A 15,614-nucleotide genomic window follows, 5' to 3' on the forward strand; every position below is an offset into this window, starting at 1 on the left:
TCCCATGCTGCGGCTGGCAGCTGCCGCGCAGTCTTGTGCGGCATCAGGCCAGATTCAGGAACTCGTCCAGCTGAGGCAAGTACTCCTCGAAGTTGCTCAGCGCGTGATCGCCGCCCTCCTGGATGATCTGCAGCGCATGCGGATAGCGTGCGCTCATCTCGCGCCAGTCCAGCACCTCGTCGCCCTCGGCCGCCAGCAGCATTTCGGGGGCGGCCGGTGTCATATGGCGCGTGTCCAGCGCGCGCAGCTCCTCGATGTATTCGCGGCGGAAGAAGAAACGTTCCTCCGGGTTGTGCCAGGAAGTCTGCTCGCCGATGTACTTTTCAAGATCGCGCGCCGGGTTGACGGCCGGGTTGATCATCACGCTGCGGCAGCGCGCCAGCTGGGCCACCCAGCTGGCGTAGTAGCCGCCCAGCGAGGAGCCGATCACGGCCATGGTCTCGCGCGGCCAGCTGCCGATGCCATCGGCGATCAGGGCAGCCGCTTCGCGCGGGGAAGGGGGCAGTTGCGGGCTCCACCAGCGCACATGGGGATGGCGCGTGGCCACATGCTCGGCCAGGCGCCGGGCCTTGTTGGATTGGGGAGAGGAGCGAAAGCCGTGCAGGTACAGCAAATGGGTGGTGGTCATGGCGGGCGCTCTCCTTTGCGTTGCTGGGGCCGGGCGCGGGATGCGGCCCGGACGGCTCATGGCCCATTGTGGCCGCTGCGGCAGGCGGCGCCCAGCAGGGAAGGCCCGGGCCGACAGCTGGATGACAACCGCCTCCGTGGGCAACCCTGCGACGGGCTGGGCCGCATGCGCCACGGGATAATGGCGGCCCGTGCCCGCGACCGACCATCCCCGTGACCGAATTCGACAAGCCCTCCCTCTGGCAACGTGTTGCCCCGCTGCTGCGGGGCTTTGACTTCTGGTTGCTGCTGTTCGTGGGCATGCTGGCGTCGGCGGGGCTGATCGCCATGTACTCCTCGGGCTTCGACCACGGCACGCGCTTCACCGACCATGGGCGCAACATGCTGATCGCGGCGGCCATCCTCTTTGTCGTGGCCCAGATTCCCCCGCAGCAGCTCATGAAGGTGGCCGTGCCGCTGTACATGCTGGGCGTGGCGTTGCTGGTGGCGGTGGCGCTGTTCGGCATCACCAAGAAGGGGGCGCAGCGCTGGGTCAACGTGGGCGTGGTGATCCAGCCCAGCGAACTGCTGAAGATCGCCACGCCGCTGATGCTGGCCTGGTGGTTCCAGCGCCGCGAGGGCCAGCTGCGCGGCACGGACTTCGTGATCGCCATGGTCCTGCTCCTGGTGCCCGTGGGGCTGATCATGAAGCAGCCCGACCTGGGTACCTCGCTGCTGGTGATGGCCGCAGGCCTGTCCGTGATCTTTTTCGCGGGCCTGCCCTGGAAACTCATCGTGCCGCCCGTGCTGGCCGGCGCCATCGGCATCACGCTCATCGTGCTGTACGAGCCCCAGTTGTGCGCCGACGGCGTGCGCTGGCCCGTGCTGCATGAATACCAGCAAACCCGTGTCTGCACCCTGCTGGACCCCACGCGCGATCCGCTGGGCAAGGGATTCCACATCATCCAGGGGATGATCGCCATCGGTTCGGGCGGTGTCTGGGGCAAGGGCTTCATGGCGGGCACCCAGACCCACCTGGAGTTCATCCCTGAGCGCACGACCGACTTCATCTTCGCGGCCTATTCCGAGGAGTTCGGACTGGTCGGCAACCTGTTCATCATCGTCTCCTTCCTGCTGCTGGTCTGGCGCGGGCTGGCCATCGCCATCCAGGCCAACTCGCTGTTCGCGCGGCTCATGGCGGCAGCCGTGGCCATGATCTTCTTCACCTATGCCTTCGTGAACATGGGCATGGTCAGCGGCATCCTGCCCGTGGTCGGCGTGCCGCTGCCCTTCATCAGCTATGGCGGCACGGCCATGGTCACGCTGGGGCTGGCGCTGGGCGTGCTGATGTCGGTGGCGCGCTCGCAGCGGCAACTGCCGGGCGAGGGCGGCGGGCCGCTCTGAATCGCACTTTGCGGCGCCAAAGGCGCCCGCAAATGTCAAAGAGTCTGGATGCCTGCGGTATCCGGCGTCGCATTCCTTCCTGCGGTTTGGCTTGGAAAATGAGACTCCAAAAGCGCTGGTTGCTCCTTTTTTGATAGTTTCTGCGGGAGTCTGCTCACTTGCCAGCGCCGCCAGGGCAGGCTACAAAGCAGGTGCGGACATGGGCCAGCATGTTCGCCATCCACGCGGATGCATGCCTACGGAATGCCGCTCAGCCTGGTGGAGCGGCATTCCGTTCTTTTTTGTGGGTTGGCAAGCCGCTGGCCGCAGCCGTTGCACGGCGAGGGCATGGCCGGCTCTCTACAATGCGTGAATGATCTCCCGCGAACCCACCATTGAACGCCTGGCCACAGCGCGCCAGTTGCTGCTTGAGCCCTTCGGGCTCGATGAAACCCATCTCGCGCGCGCACTGGCCGAGATCCGCAGCCACCAGGTCGACGACGCCGACCTCTACTTCCAGTACACCCGCGCCGAAGGCTGGAGCCTGGAAGAGGGCATCGTCAAGACCGGCAGCTTCAGCATCGACCAGGGCGTGGGCGTGCGTGCGGTCAGTGGCGAGAAGACGGCATTTGCCTATTCCGACGATATTTCCGAAGCCTCGCTGCTGGATGCCGCGCGCACCGTGCGCTCCATCTCGGGCGCGGCCCAGAGCAAGCGCGTGCGCGCCAATGCTCCCAAGATTGCGCAAAGCCGCTCGCTGTATCCCGGCCTGGACCCCATCGCCACGCTGGACAGCACGGCCAAGGTCGAGCTGCTGGGCAAGGTCGAGAAACTGGCCCGCGCCAAGGACCCGCGCGTGGTCCAGGTCATGGCCGGCCTGGCCAGCGAGTACGACGTGGTGCTGGTGGCCCGTGCCGATGGCACGCTGGCGGCCGACGTGCGGCCGCTGGTGCGCCTGTCGGTTACCGTGATTGCCGAGCAAAAGGGCCGGCGTGAGGTGGGCTCTGCCGGCGGCGGTGGCCGTTTCGGCCTGGCCTATTTCAGCGACGAGCAGATCACCCAGTACGTGGACGAGGCCGTGAGCGCGGCCCTCACCAACCTGGAATCCCGTCCCGCGCCGGCTGGCGAGATGACCGTGGTGCTTGGCCCCGGCTGGCCCGGCGTGCTGCTGCATGAAGCCGTGGGCCACGGTCTGGAAGGCGACTTCAACCGCAAGGGCGCCAGCGCCTTCAGCGGCCGCATCGGCCAGCGCGTGGCTGCCAAGGGCGTCACCGTGCTGGATGACGGCACGCTGGCCGATCGCCGCGGCTCGCTCAACGTCGATGACGAAGGTTGCACCAGCCAGAGCAATGTGCTGATCGAGGACGGCATCCTCAAGGGCTACATCCAGGACGCGATGAATGCCCGCCTGATGGGTGTCAAGCCCACGGGCAACGGCCGCCGCGAAAGCTATGCCCACATTCCCATGCCGCGCATGACCAACACCTACATGCTCGGTGGCGACCGGGAGCCGCAGGAAATCGTGGCCTCGATCAAGAAGGGCCTGTACGCCACCAACTTCGGCGGCGGTCAGGTCGATATCACCAGCGGCAAGTTCGTGTTCTCCGCCAGCGAGGCCTATTGGGTCGAGAACGGCAAGATCCAGTACCCCGTCAAGGGCGCGACCATCGTGGGCAGCGGCCCGGAATCGCTCAAGCACATCACCATGATCGGCAACGACATGCGCCTGGACAGCGGTGTGGGCACCTGTGGCAAGGAAGGCCAGAGCGTGCCTGTGGGCGTGGGCCAGCCCACGCTGCGCATCGACGGCCTGACGGTGGGCGGCACGGCCTGACGGTCCCATGCCCGCGCCCTGCACGGCAGGCCGGGCCCTGTCCTGCCTGACGCGGCCCGCCGCGTTCGGTGGGCGCCGCCCGGCGCCGATTCCATGACCCAGCTTTCCTTTTCCTCCCGGCCAGGCCCGCGGACCTCCGTCCATCCCCTGCGCAGCCTGCCGAAGCAATGGCGTGCCTGGGCCGGCGAGTCGCGGCTGAGCCGCTTCTGGCAGCATGAGCTGATCGTGGGTGACCTGCAGCCCATGCACCAGCAACTGGCCTTGCTGGCCGTCGCACTGGACGAGTCCGTGCGCGTGCGCTATGCGGGCAGCCCGCGCCCCGCGGTGGAAGACGCCATACAGCAGCTTGACCTGGCGGTGCTGGACCACCAGCACTTTCTCACCACGCTGGCCACGGGCTGGCATGCCCTCTACGAATTTCCTGCCTACCAGCGTCTGCTCAAAGGCTTCAGGGAGGCCGTCCACGCCTGGCAGCAGTCCGTGCTGGTGGGGGATGCCCAGGAGCCCGAGCACTTCCGCCGCTGCGAGCGCCTGGGCTGGCGTCTGCTGGGCGATGCCTGCCTGCTGACGGACATGTTTGCCGAATCCGCTGCCGTGGCCGGCGAAGCCGATGTGACTTCCATCCTGTCTGGTTACAAGGCGCGCCGATGGCAACCCTTGAGCGCCGTGCGCCGGGCCCTGCGCAGGCTGCGTGACGCATTGCTGCGGCGTTGATCGCGCCCTTGCGTGACGCGCAGATGCATCATTTTCCGGGGTTTGCACGTTTTCATGGCTGATGGCAATAAAACTGCATGGCATCGTGATTTTCTGCATATGCCTGAAGAATTTTTGCGTGAAACTTAGAAAAAAGCAGTTTTATTGCGTCAATGATTTTTTGCTTTCTCTCTGTGGCACGGTGAAGGGCAGCTTCCCCGCCCGCATGTTCATGTTGCACTGCGAAAAATGACTGTGCTACATTCGATCCCCATGCAAGCCCGTGCCTCCTTCTACTTTTACTTTTGGTTCTCCTCCCCGGCGGAAGAGAGGTAAGCGCGCGCACTCGAACAAACCTCCCTCAAAACCGCCGAAGCTGTAAAGCCCGGCGGTTTTTTGTTTTTCCCTCCCGATTCTTCGCTCCGTTTTCCACGATCCATCTTTCCTCACGAAAGCAAGCAATGACTGCTCATCAAGCTTCCCTCGCCGATTCCTGGTATCGCGGCGGTTCCCAAAAGACTGGCCAAACCGACGACGCACGTATCAAGGACATCACCGTGTTGCCCCCTCCCGAGCACCTCATTCGCTTCTTCCCCATCCGCGGTACGGCCGTCGAAACCCTGATCGGCGACACCCGCCGCACCATCCACAACATCATGGCTGGCGAGGATGACCGCCTGCTGGTCATCGTCGGCCCCTGCTCCATCCACGATCCGGCGGCCGCCATCGAGTACGCGCGCCGCCTGGCGCCCATACGCGAGCAGTACAAGGACACGCTGGAGATCGTGATGCGCGTGTACTTCGAAAAGCCGCGCACCACCGTGGGCTGGAAGGGTTTGATCAACGATCCCTACCTGGACCAGAGCTACCGCATCGACGAAGGCCTGCGCATTGCGCGGCAACTGCTGATCGACATCAACCGCTTGGGCGTGCCGGCCGCCAGCGAGTTCCTGGACGTGATCTCGCCCCAGTACATCGCCGATCTGATCAGCTGGGGCGCCATCGGTGCGCGCACCACGGAAAGCCAGGTCCACCGTGAACTGGCCTCGGGCATCTCGGCGCCCATCGGCTTCAAGAACGGCACGGACGGCAACATCCGCATCGCCACCGACGCCATCCAGTCGGCCAGCCGCGGCCACCACTTCCTGTCCGTGCACAAGAATGGCCAGGTTGCCATCGTGAACACGGCGGGCAATCAGGATTGCCACGTCATCCTGCGCGGCGGCAAGACCCCCAACTACGACGCGGCCAACGTGGCCGCTGCCTGCGAGGACCTGGAAAAGGCCGGCCTGCCTCCCACGCTGATGGTGGACTGCAGCCACGCCAACAGCTCCAAGCAGCATGAGCGCCAAAAGGATGTGGCACGCGACATCGCCGGACAGATCAGCGGCGGCTCGCGCAGCGTCTTCGGCGTGATGATCGAGGGCCATCTCGTGGGTGGTGCCCAGAAGTTCACGCCCGGCAAGGATGAGGTGGCTGCGCTGACCTACGGCCAGAGCATCACCGATGCCTGCCTGGGCTGGGATGATTCCCTGGCAACGCTGGCCGAGCTGTCCGACGCCGTGCAGCAGCGCCGCGTCAAGCATCCCGAGCCGGCTGCGGCCCTGGTTGCCGCCTGAGCCGGAAAAGAAAACGGGGCATGCATGCCCCGTTTTTTTTATGTCCCGGTTTGCTTGTTCAGTGTGGCGGCGTGGCGTCCGGCGGGGTCAGTCCGCCCTGGTTCAGCGTGTCGTCTATGCCCAGCAGCAGGACCAGCAACTGGCGCTTGTCGAATGCCACGGGCTGGCTCCATTCATGCTCGGCCAGTGGATGCACATGGCTTTGGCAGGGCAATTGGCCGCGGGCATCGACCACGGCACGCAGCCGGGGCAGGAAAACCCACTGCAGCCATTCCTGCAGCTTGAGCGTGTCGTACATGAACGGCATGGTCGATGCCATGGCCTCAGGGCTGGGCGCCACGGCCGACCAGAGGCTCTGGCTGCGCAACTCGTCTTCGAGTTGCTGCAACTGGTCGAGCAGTTTCTGGTGCGTGGTGTCGGTTGTCATGCGGTGAGGTCCATGAAAAAACGGGGCCAAATCTGTCGGCCATTGTACGTTTGCACCTTTGGGCAGGCGCTGGCAGGCCTTGAAACACCTGCTGGCGGCAGTGCCGACTCCAGCGCCGGTGCCAGTCTCTGGCACTTGAGGCATGTCAGCTTGCCCGGGGTGTGGAAAAGGCGCTTGCGGTTAAGCTCAGGGCATGAGTGACAGCCCTGTCTGCATGAGCAGGCACAGGGCCGTATCCCGTAATGAAGAGAGGAGTTCCATGCGCAGCGAAGTGATTGTGGTGTTGGATGCCGGACAAGAGTACCGCACGGACACCAGCGGGCTCACCCCCATGAGTTCCGATGAAGGACGGCATTGGCTGGACCAGCAGTTCATCTCCATGGACTGCGAACCCCTGCGCGCCAGCGGCAAGGTTCTGCTGGCCGACAAGTTGGTGGTGGTGGCGCGTGCGGCGCGTTCGCGCTCCGGGCTGTTCGACGACGAGCAATGGCGCAACAGCTATGCCGTCGCCGCCCAGGCCGTGCTGTCCAAGCCGCTGATCCGTGTCGATGTGCCGGCCATGTCCATCAGTTACTGACGACGGACAGATAGCGATACAGCAAAGAAGCCTGGGCATGACCCGGGCTTCTTTCATTGGGGGCCGTGCCCGGGTCAGCCTGCGGCCTGCAGCGCCGCCAGCAGCTTGGGGTGAATGCCGCCGAAGCCGCCATTGCTCATGCACACCACGTGGTCACCGGGGCGGGCGGCTGCGCGGATCTGCCCGATCAGCGTATCGATGTCTGCAGCCACCTGCGCCTTGTGGCCGGCTCCCACGCCCAGGGGGCGCAGCGCCTCGGCAGCATCCCAGTCCAGGCCGGCCGTGTGGCAGAACACCAGATCGGCGCTTTCCAGGGCCCAGGGCAGTTGCGACTTCATGGTGCCCAGCTTCATGGTGTTGCTGCGCGGCTCGAACACCGCCAGGATGCGTGCCTGGCTGCCGAGCTTACGGCGCAGGCCGTCCAGCGTGGTGCGGATGGCCGTGGGATGGTGGGCGAAGTCGTCGTAGACGGACACGCCACCCGCCATGCCGCGCAGCTCCATGCGTCGCTTGACGTTCTGAAAGCGCGCCAGCGCTTCGCAGGCCTGCGCCGGCGTCACGCCCACGTGCTCGGCCGCTGCAATGGCGGCCAGCGCATTGAGCTGGTTGTGCTCCCCGGTGAGTGCCCATTCCAGGCGCGCGACCTTGCGGCCACGGTGCAGCACGTCGAAGGCGCCGGGATCGCCCTGGGCACTGAAATCGCTGACCACCGCACCGAAGCTGGAGACCTCGCTCCAGCAGCCCTGGTGCAGCACGCGGGTGATGCTTTCCTCTATGCCGTTGACCACCAGCCGCCCGGAGGCGGGAACGGTGCGCACGAGATGGTGGAACTGGCGTTCGATGGCGCCGAGGTCCTCGAAGATGTCGGCGTGGTCGAACTCCAGGTTGTTGAGCACGGCCGTGCGCGGGCGGTAGTGCACGAACTTGCTGCGTTTGTCGAAGAAGGCCGTGTCGTATTCATCGGCCTCGATGACGAAGACGGGCTCCGCGCCGGCCGGCCCCTGGCCTGGCGTCGGGCGGCTGGATGCGCCCAGGCGGGCCGAGACGCCGAAGTCCAGTGGCACGCCGCCGACCAGAAAGCCCGGAGCCAGGCCTGCGCATTCGAGAATCCAGGCCAGCATCGACGTCGTGGTCGTCTTGCCGTGGGTGCCGGCCACGGCCAGTACATGGCGCGGGCAGGACGGATGGTGCAGCACCTGTTCGCAAAGCCATTGCGGACCGCTGGTGTAGGGGGCGCCGCTTTCAAGAATCGCCTCCATCAGCGGGAACTTGGGGCTGCCGTCGGGCAGCCGCGCGCGGCTGACCACGTTGCCCACGACATACATGTCGGGTTGCAGGGCCATCTGGTCGGCGCCGTAGCCCTCGATCAGGTCGATGCCCAGTGCACGCAACTGATCGCTCATCGGCGGATAGACGCCGGCGTCGCAGCCTGTGACGCGGTGCCCAGCCTCGCGCGCCAGTGCGGCCAGTCCGCCCATGAAGGTGCCGCAGATGCCCAGAATATGTATGTGCATGGCCGGGCATTCTACGGTTGCCGTCATGTCCGGGAGGGCTGTCCTGCAAAAACAGGAGCTTGCGGCCCAGCAGGCACCGGGTCCCGGAAACACAAGGTTGCGAAATCGCCGGTGCAAGGCGCTGGCGGGAACGTGCAAAGCCCGTCTGCGGCCGGCGGTGCCGCGGCTTGGGTCACAATGGCCCGGGGCCATCCACAGGGAAGGCCTCTTATATATATGTAGGGATACAGCGGATCGGAAAGCCATGGACCAAGCCACTGCCGAAATTGCCCAGACCGCGGCCCGCCTCGTGGTCGAGGAAGGGCTGGAATGGGGGGCTGCCAAGCACCGCGCACTTCGCCAGCTGGGGCTGCCCGCGCGCACCGCGCTGCCGGGCAACGACCTGGTGGAAGAGGCCGTGCGCGAATACATTGCCCTGTTCTGCGCCGACACCCAGCCCCAGGAACTGCAGGCCCTGCGCGAACTGGCCCTGCAATGGATGGACCGCCTGGCCGAGTTCCGGCCCCATCTGGCCGGCGCCGTCTGGCGCGGCACAGCCACCCGCCTGTCCGATATTTACCTGCAGCTGTTCTGCGACGACCCCAAGTCGGCCGAGATCGCGCTGATCAACCAGCATGTGGAGTACGAGCCCAGCACCGTCACCGGCTTTACGGGGCAGGCCGTGGAGGCCTTGAGCATCCACGCCTTCTGCCGCCCTTTGAACGAGTCCGTGGGCGTGCATCTGCTGGTGTACGACCATGATGATCTGCGTGGCGCACTCAAGCCCGACGGCCAGGGGCGCAGCCCGCGCGGCAGCGCCGAGGCGCTGCGCAGGCTGTTGGATCAGGATGAAGAGGAGGCCGACCGTGGCTGATTCAGTGGATGCAAGGCAAAACACATCTTCCCGCCGCCGTTGGCTGATGGGCGGCGTTGCCGCCGCCGCAGGCCTGGGTGGGGCAGGGTTTGCGTGGTGGCGTTTTCAGCCGCACGCCATGGACGCCAGTGCCGAAGAGCAGCTGTGGCAGCAGCGCTTCATCACACCCGATGGCTCGGCCATGACGCTGTCGCGCTGGCGCGGCAAGCCGGTGCTGGTCAATTTCTGGGCCACCTGGTGCCCGCCCTGCGTGCGCGAGCTGCCCATGCTCGATGCCTTCTCGGCGCGCCAAAACCAGCATGGTATTCAGGTCATTGGCCTGGCCGTGGACAAGCCGGAGGCCGTGCAGCGCTTCCTGGGTCGCACACCCCTGCGTTTCCCTGTGGCGCTGGCGGTGGAAGGCGGTCTGGGCCTGACCCGCTCGCTGGGCAATCTGCAGGGCGGACTGCCCTTCACCGTGCTGCTCGGCGAAGATGGCATGGTGCAGCAACGTAAAATAGGTGAGCTTACTACCGAAGATCTGGCTTCCTGGAGCGCAAAAGGCTGATTTTTCGCATCATCGAAGCTGTGAAAGCTCAGGAAATGCCCTGAATTCCATGGCGACGTTGATGAAAAATATGCCTCAAAGCACGCAGAAGGGCGAAATTGGAGTAAATTCGCGCCCTATTTAGTTGTTAGCCGCTGGAGCTCCCATGGATTTGCGAAAACTCAAGACCCTCATTGATCTGGTGTCCGAATCGAACGTGTCGGAACTGGAGATCACCGAAGCAGAGGGCAAGGTCCGGATCGTCAAGAGCGAAGGCGCCGTGGTGCAGCACTATGTGGCAGCGCCCATGCAGGCTCCCATGGCCGCGCCGATGGCGGCACCCGTCGCCGCTGCCCCCGCAGCGCCCGTGGCGGCACCGGCCGAGGCAGCCGTCTCCGGCCACGTGGTGAAGTCGCCCATGGTCGGCACCTTCTACCGCGCCTCCAGCCCTGGCGGCAAGCCCTTCGTGGAAGTGGGCAACCAGGTCAAGGAAGGCGAGACCATCTGCATCATCGAGGCGATGAAGATTCTCAACGAGATCGAAGCCGACAAGAGCGGCACGATCACGCGCATCCTGGGCGAAAACGGCCAGGCGGTAGAGTACGGCCAGCCCCTGTTCGTGATCGAGTAACCTGCAGGCGAGCGATGCCGCAAGCGGCACGACGCCCTGGCGCGAACGCATGCCGCGGCGCGACAGAGCAATTGGCTCAACTGACGGCTTCGGCCTGCGTACCGGCGCAGGCACCAAGTCGCGAGGACCTTCATGTTTAAGAAAATTTTGGTTGCCAACCGGGGCGAGATTGCCCTGCGCATCCAGCGCGCCTGCCGTGAACTGGGCATCAAGGCGGTGATGGTGTATTCCGAGGCCGACCGTGACGCAAAGTACGTCAAGCTGGCCGATGAGGCCGTGTGCATCGGCCCCGCGCCTTCGCCGCTGAGCTACCTCAACATGCCGGCCATCATCTCGGCCGCCGAGGTGACCGACGCCGAGGCCATCCACCCCGGCTACGGCTTTCTCAGCGAGAACGCCGACTTTGCCGAGCGCGTGGAAAAGAGCGGTTTCACCTTCATCGGCCCCACGCCCGAGAACATCCGCACCATGGGTGACAAGGTCTCGGCCAAGCAGGCCATGATCAAGGCGGGCGTCCCCTGCGTGCCCGGCTCGGATGGCGAGCTGCCTGACGATCCCGTGCAGATCCGCCGCATCGCCAAGGCCGTGGGCTATCCGGTGATCATCAAGGCCGCAGGCGGCGGCGGTGGCCGTGGCATGCGCGTGGTGCATACCGAGGCGGCGCTGATCAATGCCGTGCAGATGACCAAGGCCGAGGCCGGTGCGGCCTTCGGCAATCCGGCCGTCTACATGGAAAAGTTCCTGCAGAACCCGCGCCATGTGGAAATCCAGATCCTGGCGGACAACCACCGCAACGCGGTCTACCTGGGCGAGCGCGACTGCTCCATGCAGCGCCGCCACCAGAAGGTCATCGAGGAAGCACCGGCTCCGGGCATTCCGCGCCGCCTGGTCGAGAAGATCGGCGAGCGCTGCGCCGCTGCCTGCAAGAAGCTGGGCTACCGTGGCGCCGGCACCTTCGAGTTCCTCTTTGAAAACGGCGAGTTCTACTTCATCGAGATGAACACCCGCGTTCAGGTGGAGCATCCGGTGACCGAACTGATCACGGGCGTGGACATCGTGCGCACCCAGATCATGGTGGCCGCAGGCGAGAAGCTGCCCTTTACCCAGCGCCAGATCAATGCCCAGCTCAAGGGCCATGCGATCGAGTGCCGCGTGAATGCCGAGGATCCCTACAACTTCATGCCGTCGCCGGGCCGCATCACCATGTGGCATGCCCCCGGTGGCCCCGGCGTGCGCGTGGACTCGCACGTCTACAACAACTACTTCGTGCCGCCGAACTACGACTCCATGATCGGCAAGATCATCGTCCATGGCGACACGCGCGAGCAGGCGCTGGCGCGCATGCGCACGGCGCTGCTGGAGACCGTGGTCGAAGGCATCAAGACCAATATCCCGCTGCATCAGGATCTGATGGTGGACGCCAAGTTCATGGAAGGCGGCACCAACATCCATTACCTGGAAGAGTGGCTGGCGCACCGCAACGCCAACAAGCGTTGAGCAGGTCGCCCGATTGACCCTGCATGCTGGCCCCCGGCGACGGCGGCCAGCATTTTCATTTATTGCATAGAAAAGGATGGGCCCATGTTCGAGTTGAGCCTGCTGTGCCCGGAAGACCGGGTTGAGACCGTCAGCGATGCGCTGGATGCGCTGGACGCCCTGAGCGTATCGGTGGAGGATGCCGACGCGCAGACCGAGGCCGAGCAAGCCCTGTTCGGCGAGCCCGGCATGCCGCCGCCCAAGGACGGCTGGCAGCGCAGCCGCCTGGTGGCGCTGTTCCCCTCGCAGCAAGCGGCCGAAGAGGCGCGTGATCTGCTGCTGCCCCAGGACTTCTTCGAGGGCTGCAGCATCATCGCCGTCAAGCAGGTGCCGGAGCAGGACTGGGTGCGCCTGACGCAGTCGCAGTTCGCCCCGGTGGACATCACGCCCGAATTCTGGATTGTTCCCACCTGGCACGAGCTGCCGCCCGAGGCGCGCGTGAGCATCCGCCTGGACCCGGGCCTGGCCTTTGGCACGGGCACGCACCCGACCACACGCATGTGCCTGCGCTGGATCGCCCGCCAGCCGCAAGGCAGTCTTGGCCGCACGCTGGACTATGGCTGCGGCTCTGGCATCCTGGCCATTGGCGCGGCCAAGTTCGGTGCCACCGACATCGACGCGGTGGACATCGACCCGGCAGCCGTGGAGTCCACGCGCTACAACGCCGATGCCAACGCCGTGCAACTGAAGGCGGGCCTGCCCGATGCCGGCAACGGCGAATACCGCACCGTGCTGGCCAACATCCTGGCCACGCCGCTCAAGGTGCTGGCGCCGCTGCTGTGCGGCCGCGTGGCAGCGGGTGGAAGCCTGGTGCTGGCCGGTATCCTGGAGCGCCAGGCCGACGAGCTCAAGGAGGCCTATGCGCCGTACCTGGCGCTGGAAGTGGCCGACAGCGAAGATGGCTGGATCCTGATGACCGCGCGCCGCGCGGCCTGATTTCCGGCCCGAGTCCCCGCGCGGCCGCCGCCTTCGTGGCGCGGGCCGCGAGCAGCTGCCTACAATCGATCGCTGATGAGCCAAGTCACCCGCTGTCCTGCCTGTGGAACCCGCTTCAAAGTGGTGGCCGACCAGCTGCGAATTTCGCAGGGGTGGGTGCGCTGCGGCGTCTGCCATGAAGTGTTCGATGCCTCCGAAGACCTGCAGCCCCTGCCCACGGCACCTGTGAACGCGGCCGGCACCTCGGTGGCCGGCACTCCGGTGGCCGGCACTCCGGTGGCTGGCGAGGCATCGCACAACCCGGCCGAATTCGAGGACGATGACATCCGCGAATTCAGGGAATCCATGTGGCTGCCGACGGCGCCGAGCGGATTGCCGGGGCGGGGCGCATCGGGGCCTGCTGCACCTGCTGCACCTGTTGCATCCTCTGTACCTGCCACACCTGCCGCACCTGCGGTATCCACCGCAACCACGGCTGCGGCTGCCAGGGCCGAGCCTTCGCCGTCCATGCCGCCGGCCGAGGTGCCGGCTCCAGAGGCCCCGCCTTCGCCCCCTGTGACCGCGAAGGACCCCTCCGCCAGCGCCGCCGAAGAGTTGGGCAGCGCGCTGCCTGGAGCGTCGCTGGTGGACGAGATCCTGGCTGCGTCCCGGGCAGCGCCGAAGTCCCCGCCCGCTGCCCAGGCCGAGCAGGCCGTTGACGGCCTGCTCGGACCCGAGCCTGACACTGCGGCTCCTGTGCCCGCACCGGCAAAGGATGAGGAAGGCGCGCCGTTCACACGGCCCCATAAGCCATCCGACAAGTCATCTGACAAGCCATCCGACAAGTCGTCCGATGCGCCTGCGCCGTCCGTGCCAACCGGCCTGCTGCGGGAATCGGAGCCGCAGGCGCAGGCTTCCGTGCCTTCGCCGGAGTTCTCCCGCTGGCCGGACAGCGATGGCGAAGGCAGCGGTGAGGCTGCGGCCGCGCTACCCGAGGCAGAGCCCGGCTTTGTGCGCCAGGCGCGGCGCAAGGCCTTCTGGCGCCGGCCTGCCGTGCGCGTGGCGCTTGTGCTGGGCAGCCTGCTGGGCGTGGGCGCCTTGGCAGGCCAGGTCATGTGGGGCCAGCGCGATGCGCTGGCCGTGCAGCATCCTTCGCTGGCGCCCGCGCTGCAGGCCCTGTGCGCCATGGCGGGCTGCGAGCTGCAGCCACGCCGCCAGATCGGCGATGTGGTGATCGGCAGTTCGGGCTTTCGGCAGTTGCCGCGCAGCGGCCAGTACCAGTGGAGCCTGAGCCTGGAGAACCGTTCCGACTTCCCCGTGGCCATGCCCGCTGTCGAACTCACGCTCACCGATGCCCAGGACAAGCTGCTGCTGCGGCGCGTGATCCGGCTTGACCAGTTCGGCGCGCCCGCGCAGATCGAGGGCCATGGCGAGTGGAGCGTGACGGCCCCGGTCGAAGTGCAAGGCCTGGAGGCGGCCGTGGCCGGCTATCGCGCCCTGGTTTTTTATCCCTGAATCCCCCTGACTTTTCAAGAAAGCCGAGACACACCATGGCCGCTCTCATCTGCGGATCGCTTGCGTTCGACAACATCATGACCTTCGAGGGAAGGTTTGCCGACCAGATCCTGCCTGACCAGTTGCACATCCTCAATGTGTCCTTCCTGGTGCCCACGCTGCGCCGCGATTTCGGCGGCTGCGCGGGCAACATCGCCTACGCCCTGCGCTTGCTGGGCGGCGATGCCTGGCCCATGGCCATGGTGGGCAGCGACGGCGCCGACTATGTGCAGCGCCTCGACGAACTGGGCGTGCAGACCGCGCACATCGGCCAGCTGCAGGACACGCACACGGCCCAGTGCATGATCATGACGGACCGTGACAACAACCAGATCACGGCCTTCCACCCGGGCGCCATGATGCAGGCCCACGGCAACCGCATCACGCCAGAGCTCAAGGAGCAGGTGCGCGTGGGCATCATTGCGCCCGATGGCCGCCAGGCCATGCTCGAGCATGCCCAGCAGTTCAAGGCGGCGGGCATTCCCTTTGTGTTCGATCCAGGCCAGGGCCTGCCCATGTTCGATGGACAGGAGCTGCGCAGCTTCATCGAGCAGGCTGACTGGGTGGCCGTGAACGACTACGAGGCCCGCATGCTCAGCGAGCGCACGGGCTGGAGCCTGGAGCAGATTTCCGGGCAGGTGCAAGGCCTGGTGGTGACGCTGGGGGCAGAGGGCTGCGAGGTCTGGGTGCAAGGCGCCAAGACCCTGGTGGCGCCGGTGCAGCCCGCCGCCGTGGTCGATCCCACGGGATGTGGCGACGCATGGCGTGGCGCCATGCTGTTCGGCCTGGAGCGTGGCTGGGACCTGGTGCGTTGCGCCGAACTGGGCAACCGCCTGGGCGCGCTCAAGATTGCCAGCCGTGGCCCGCAGAACTACGTGCTGGACTTCGCCCAGCCCTGAAGCCGGGATCACCGGGCGGCGGCGCAGCCGCCGTCTTCACAATGAAA

The 15,614-nt window shown here is 65.9% G+C and carries 15 protein-coding genes; 12 read left to right on the forward strand and 3 right to left on the reverse strand.

The window, feature by feature from the left end:
- Positions 1-43 precede the first annotated feature (43 nt).
- Complete coding sequence (locus CLV01_RS07575) at positions 44-628, reverse strand: YqiA/YcfP family alpha/beta fold hydrolase (RefSeq protein ID WP_012203415.1); 585 nt, start codon at positions 626-628, stop codon at positions 44-46.
- Between the two features lie 212 nt (positions 629-840).
- Between CLV01_RS07575 and rodA the strand changes: the two genes are divergently transcribed.
- From rodA to CLV01_RS07595, 4 genes are all read left to right on the forward strand, one after another.
- A complete protein-coding gene (gene rodA / locus CLV01_RS07580; protein ID WP_013804102.1) occupies positions 841-2,010 on the forward strand; it encodes a rod shape-determining protein RodA in 1,170 nt (389 codons plus the stop codon).
- 352 nt (positions 2,011-2,362) lie between these two features.
- A complete protein-coding gene (gene tldD, locus CLV01_RS07585) occupies positions 2,363-3,823 on the forward strand; it encodes a metalloprotease TldD (protein WP_012203417.1) in 1,461 nt (486 codons plus the stop codon).
- Between the two features lie 93 nt (positions 3,824-3,916).
- A complete protein-coding gene (locus CLV01_RS07590) occupies positions 3,917-4,537 on the forward strand; it encodes a hypothetical protein (protein ID WP_013804100.1) in 621 nt (206 codons plus the stop codon).
- Positions 4,538-4,977: 440 nt separating this feature from the next.
- Positions 4,978-6,135: a 3-deoxy-7-phosphoheptulonate synthase gene (locus CLV01_RS07595; protein ID WP_012203418.1), complete on the forward strand. Its 1,158-nt coding sequence runs from the start codon at positions 4,978-4,980 to the stop codon at positions 6,133-6,135.
- A 58-nt stretch (positions 6,136-6,193) separates the two neighbouring features.
- On the opposite strand, the gene CLV01_RS07600 is transcribed toward CLV01_RS07595, so the two are convergent.
- Positions 6,194-6,562 (reverse strand): YqcC family protein, encoded by a 369-nt coding sequence (locus CLV01_RS07600; protein WP_034390510.1) that lies wholly within the window; start codon positions 6,560-6,562, stop codon positions 6,194-6,196.
- Between the two features lie 259 nt (positions 6,563-6,821).
- On the opposite strand from CLV01_RS07600, the gene CLV01_RS07605 reads away from it, so the two are divergent.
- Positions 6,822-7,139 carry a hypothetical protein gene (locus CLV01_RS07605; protein WP_012203420.1) on the forward strand — a complete coding sequence of 106 codons (318 nt, stop codon included), beginning with the start codon at positions 6,822-6,824 and terminating at the stop codon, positions 7,137-7,139.
- 74 nt (positions 7,140-7,213) lie between these two features.
- On the opposite strand, the gene mpl is transcribed toward CLV01_RS07605, so the two are convergent.
- On the reverse strand, positions 7,214-8,653 hold the full coding sequence (gene mpl / locus CLV01_RS07610) for a UDP-N-acetylmuramate:L-alanyl-gamma-D-glutamyl-meso-diaminopimelate ligase (RefSeq protein ID WP_013804097.1): 1,440 nt from the start codon (positions 8,651-8,653) through the stop codon (positions 7,214-7,216).
- A 244-nt stretch (positions 8,654-8,897) separates the two neighbouring features.
- Between mpl and CLV01_RS07615 the strand changes: the two genes are divergently transcribed.
- From CLV01_RS07615 to CLV01_RS07645, 7 genes are all read left to right on the forward strand, one after another.
- Positions 8,898-9,506, forward strand: a complete 609-nt coding sequence (locus CLV01_RS07615; RefSeq protein WP_013804096.1) for a hypothetical protein — start codon at positions 8,898-8,900, stop codon at positions 9,504-9,506.
- A 46-nt stretch (positions 9,507-9,552) separates the two neighbouring features.
- Positions 9,553-10,053: a TlpA family protein disulfide reductase gene (locus tag CLV01_RS07620; RefSeq protein ID WP_034390512.1), complete on the forward strand. Its 501-nt coding sequence runs from the start codon at positions 9,553-9,555 to the stop codon at positions 10,051-10,053.
- Between the two features lie 145 nt (positions 10,054-10,198).
- Complete coding sequence (gene accB, locus CLV01_RS07625; protein WP_012203424.1) at positions 10,199-10,663, forward strand: acetyl-CoA carboxylase biotin carboxyl carrier protein; 465 nt, start codon at positions 10,199-10,201, stop codon at positions 10,661-10,663.
- A 132-nt stretch (positions 10,664-10,795) separates the two neighbouring features.
- Positions 10,796-12,160: an acetyl-CoA carboxylase biotin carboxylase subunit gene (gene accC, locus CLV01_RS07630; RefSeq protein WP_012203425.1), complete on the forward strand. Its 1,365-nt coding sequence runs from the start codon at positions 10,796-10,798 to the stop codon at positions 12,158-12,160.
- An 84-nt stretch (positions 12,161-12,244) separates the two neighbouring features.
- Positions 12,245-13,135, forward strand: a complete 891-nt coding sequence (gene prmA, locus CLV01_RS07635) for a 50S ribosomal protein L11 methyltransferase (RefSeq protein ID WP_012203426.1) — start codon at positions 12,245-12,247, stop codon at positions 13,133-13,135.
- A gap of 75 nt (positions 13,136-13,210) precedes the next feature.
- Positions 13,211-14,629: a zinc-ribbon and DUF3426 domain-containing protein gene (locus CLV01_RS07640; RefSeq protein WP_099734622.1), complete on the forward strand. Its 1,419-nt coding sequence runs from the start codon at positions 13,211-13,213 to the stop codon at positions 14,627-14,629.
- 35 nt (positions 14,630-14,664) lie between these two features.
- Positions 14,665-15,567, forward strand: a complete 903-nt coding sequence (locus CLV01_RS07645) for a carbohydrate kinase family protein (RefSeq protein WP_012203428.1) — start codon at positions 14,665-14,667, stop codon at positions 15,565-15,567.
- Positions 15,568-15,614 lie beyond the last annotated feature (47 nt).

The sequence above is a fragment of the Delftia sp. 60 genome, assembly GCF_002754395.1.
Classification (GTDB): Bacteria; Pseudomonadota; Gammaproteobacteria; order Burkholderiales; family Burkholderiaceae_C; genus Comamonas; species Comamonas acidovorans.

Coding starts and splice junctions, on each gene's coding strand:
- CLV01_RS07575 (WP_012203415.1), bottom strand. CDS start 628: ATGACCACCACCCATTTGCTGTACCTGCACGGCTTTCGCTCCTCTCCC.
- tldD (WP_012203417.1), top strand. CDS start 2,363: ATGATCTCCCGCGAACCCACCATTGAACGCCTGGCCACAGCGCGCCAG.
- CLV01_RS07590 (WP_013804100.1), top strand. CDS start 3,917: ATGACCCAGCTTTCCTTTTCCTCCCGGCCAGGCCCGCGGACCTCCGTC.
- CLV01_RS07595 (WP_012203418.1), top strand. CDS start 4,978: ATGACTGCTCATCAAGCTTCCCTCGCCGATTCCTGGTATCGCGGCGGT.
- CLV01_RS07600 (WP_034390510.1), bottom strand. CDS start 6,562: ATGACAACCGACACCACGCACCAGAAACTGCTCGACCAGTTGCAGCAA.
- CLV01_RS07605 (WP_012203420.1), top strand. CDS start 6,822: ATGCGCAGCGAAGTGATTGTGGTGTTGGATGCCGGACAAGAGTACCGC.
- mpl (WP_013804097.1), bottom strand. CDS start 8,653: ATGCACATACATATTCTGGGCATCTGCGGCACCTTCATGGGCGGACTG.
- CLV01_RS07615 (WP_013804096.1), top strand. CDS start 8,898: ATGGACCAAGCCACTGCCGAAATTGCCCAGACCGCGGCCCGCCTCGTG.
- CLV01_RS07620 (WP_034390512.1), top strand. CDS start 9,553: ATGGGCGGCGTTGCCGCCGCCGCAGGCCTGGGTGGGGCAGGGTTTGCG.
- accB (WP_012203424.1), top strand. CDS start 10,199: ATGGATTTGCGAAAACTCAAGACCCTCATTGATCTGGTGTCCGAATCG.
- accC (WP_012203425.1), top strand. CDS start 10,796: ATGTTTAAGAAAATTTTGGTTGCCAACCGGGGCGAGATTGCCCTGCGC.
- prmA (WP_012203426.1), top strand. CDS start 12,245: ATGTTCGAGTTGAGCCTGCTGTGCCCGGAAGACCGGGTTGAGACCGTC.
- CLV01_RS07640 (WP_099734622.1), top strand. CDS start 13,211: ATGAGCCAAGTCACCCGCTGTCCTGCCTGTGGAACCCGCTTCAAAGTG.
- CLV01_RS07645 (WP_012203428.1), top strand. CDS start 14,665: ATGGCCGCTCTCATCTGCGGATCGCTTGCGTTCGACAACATCATGACC.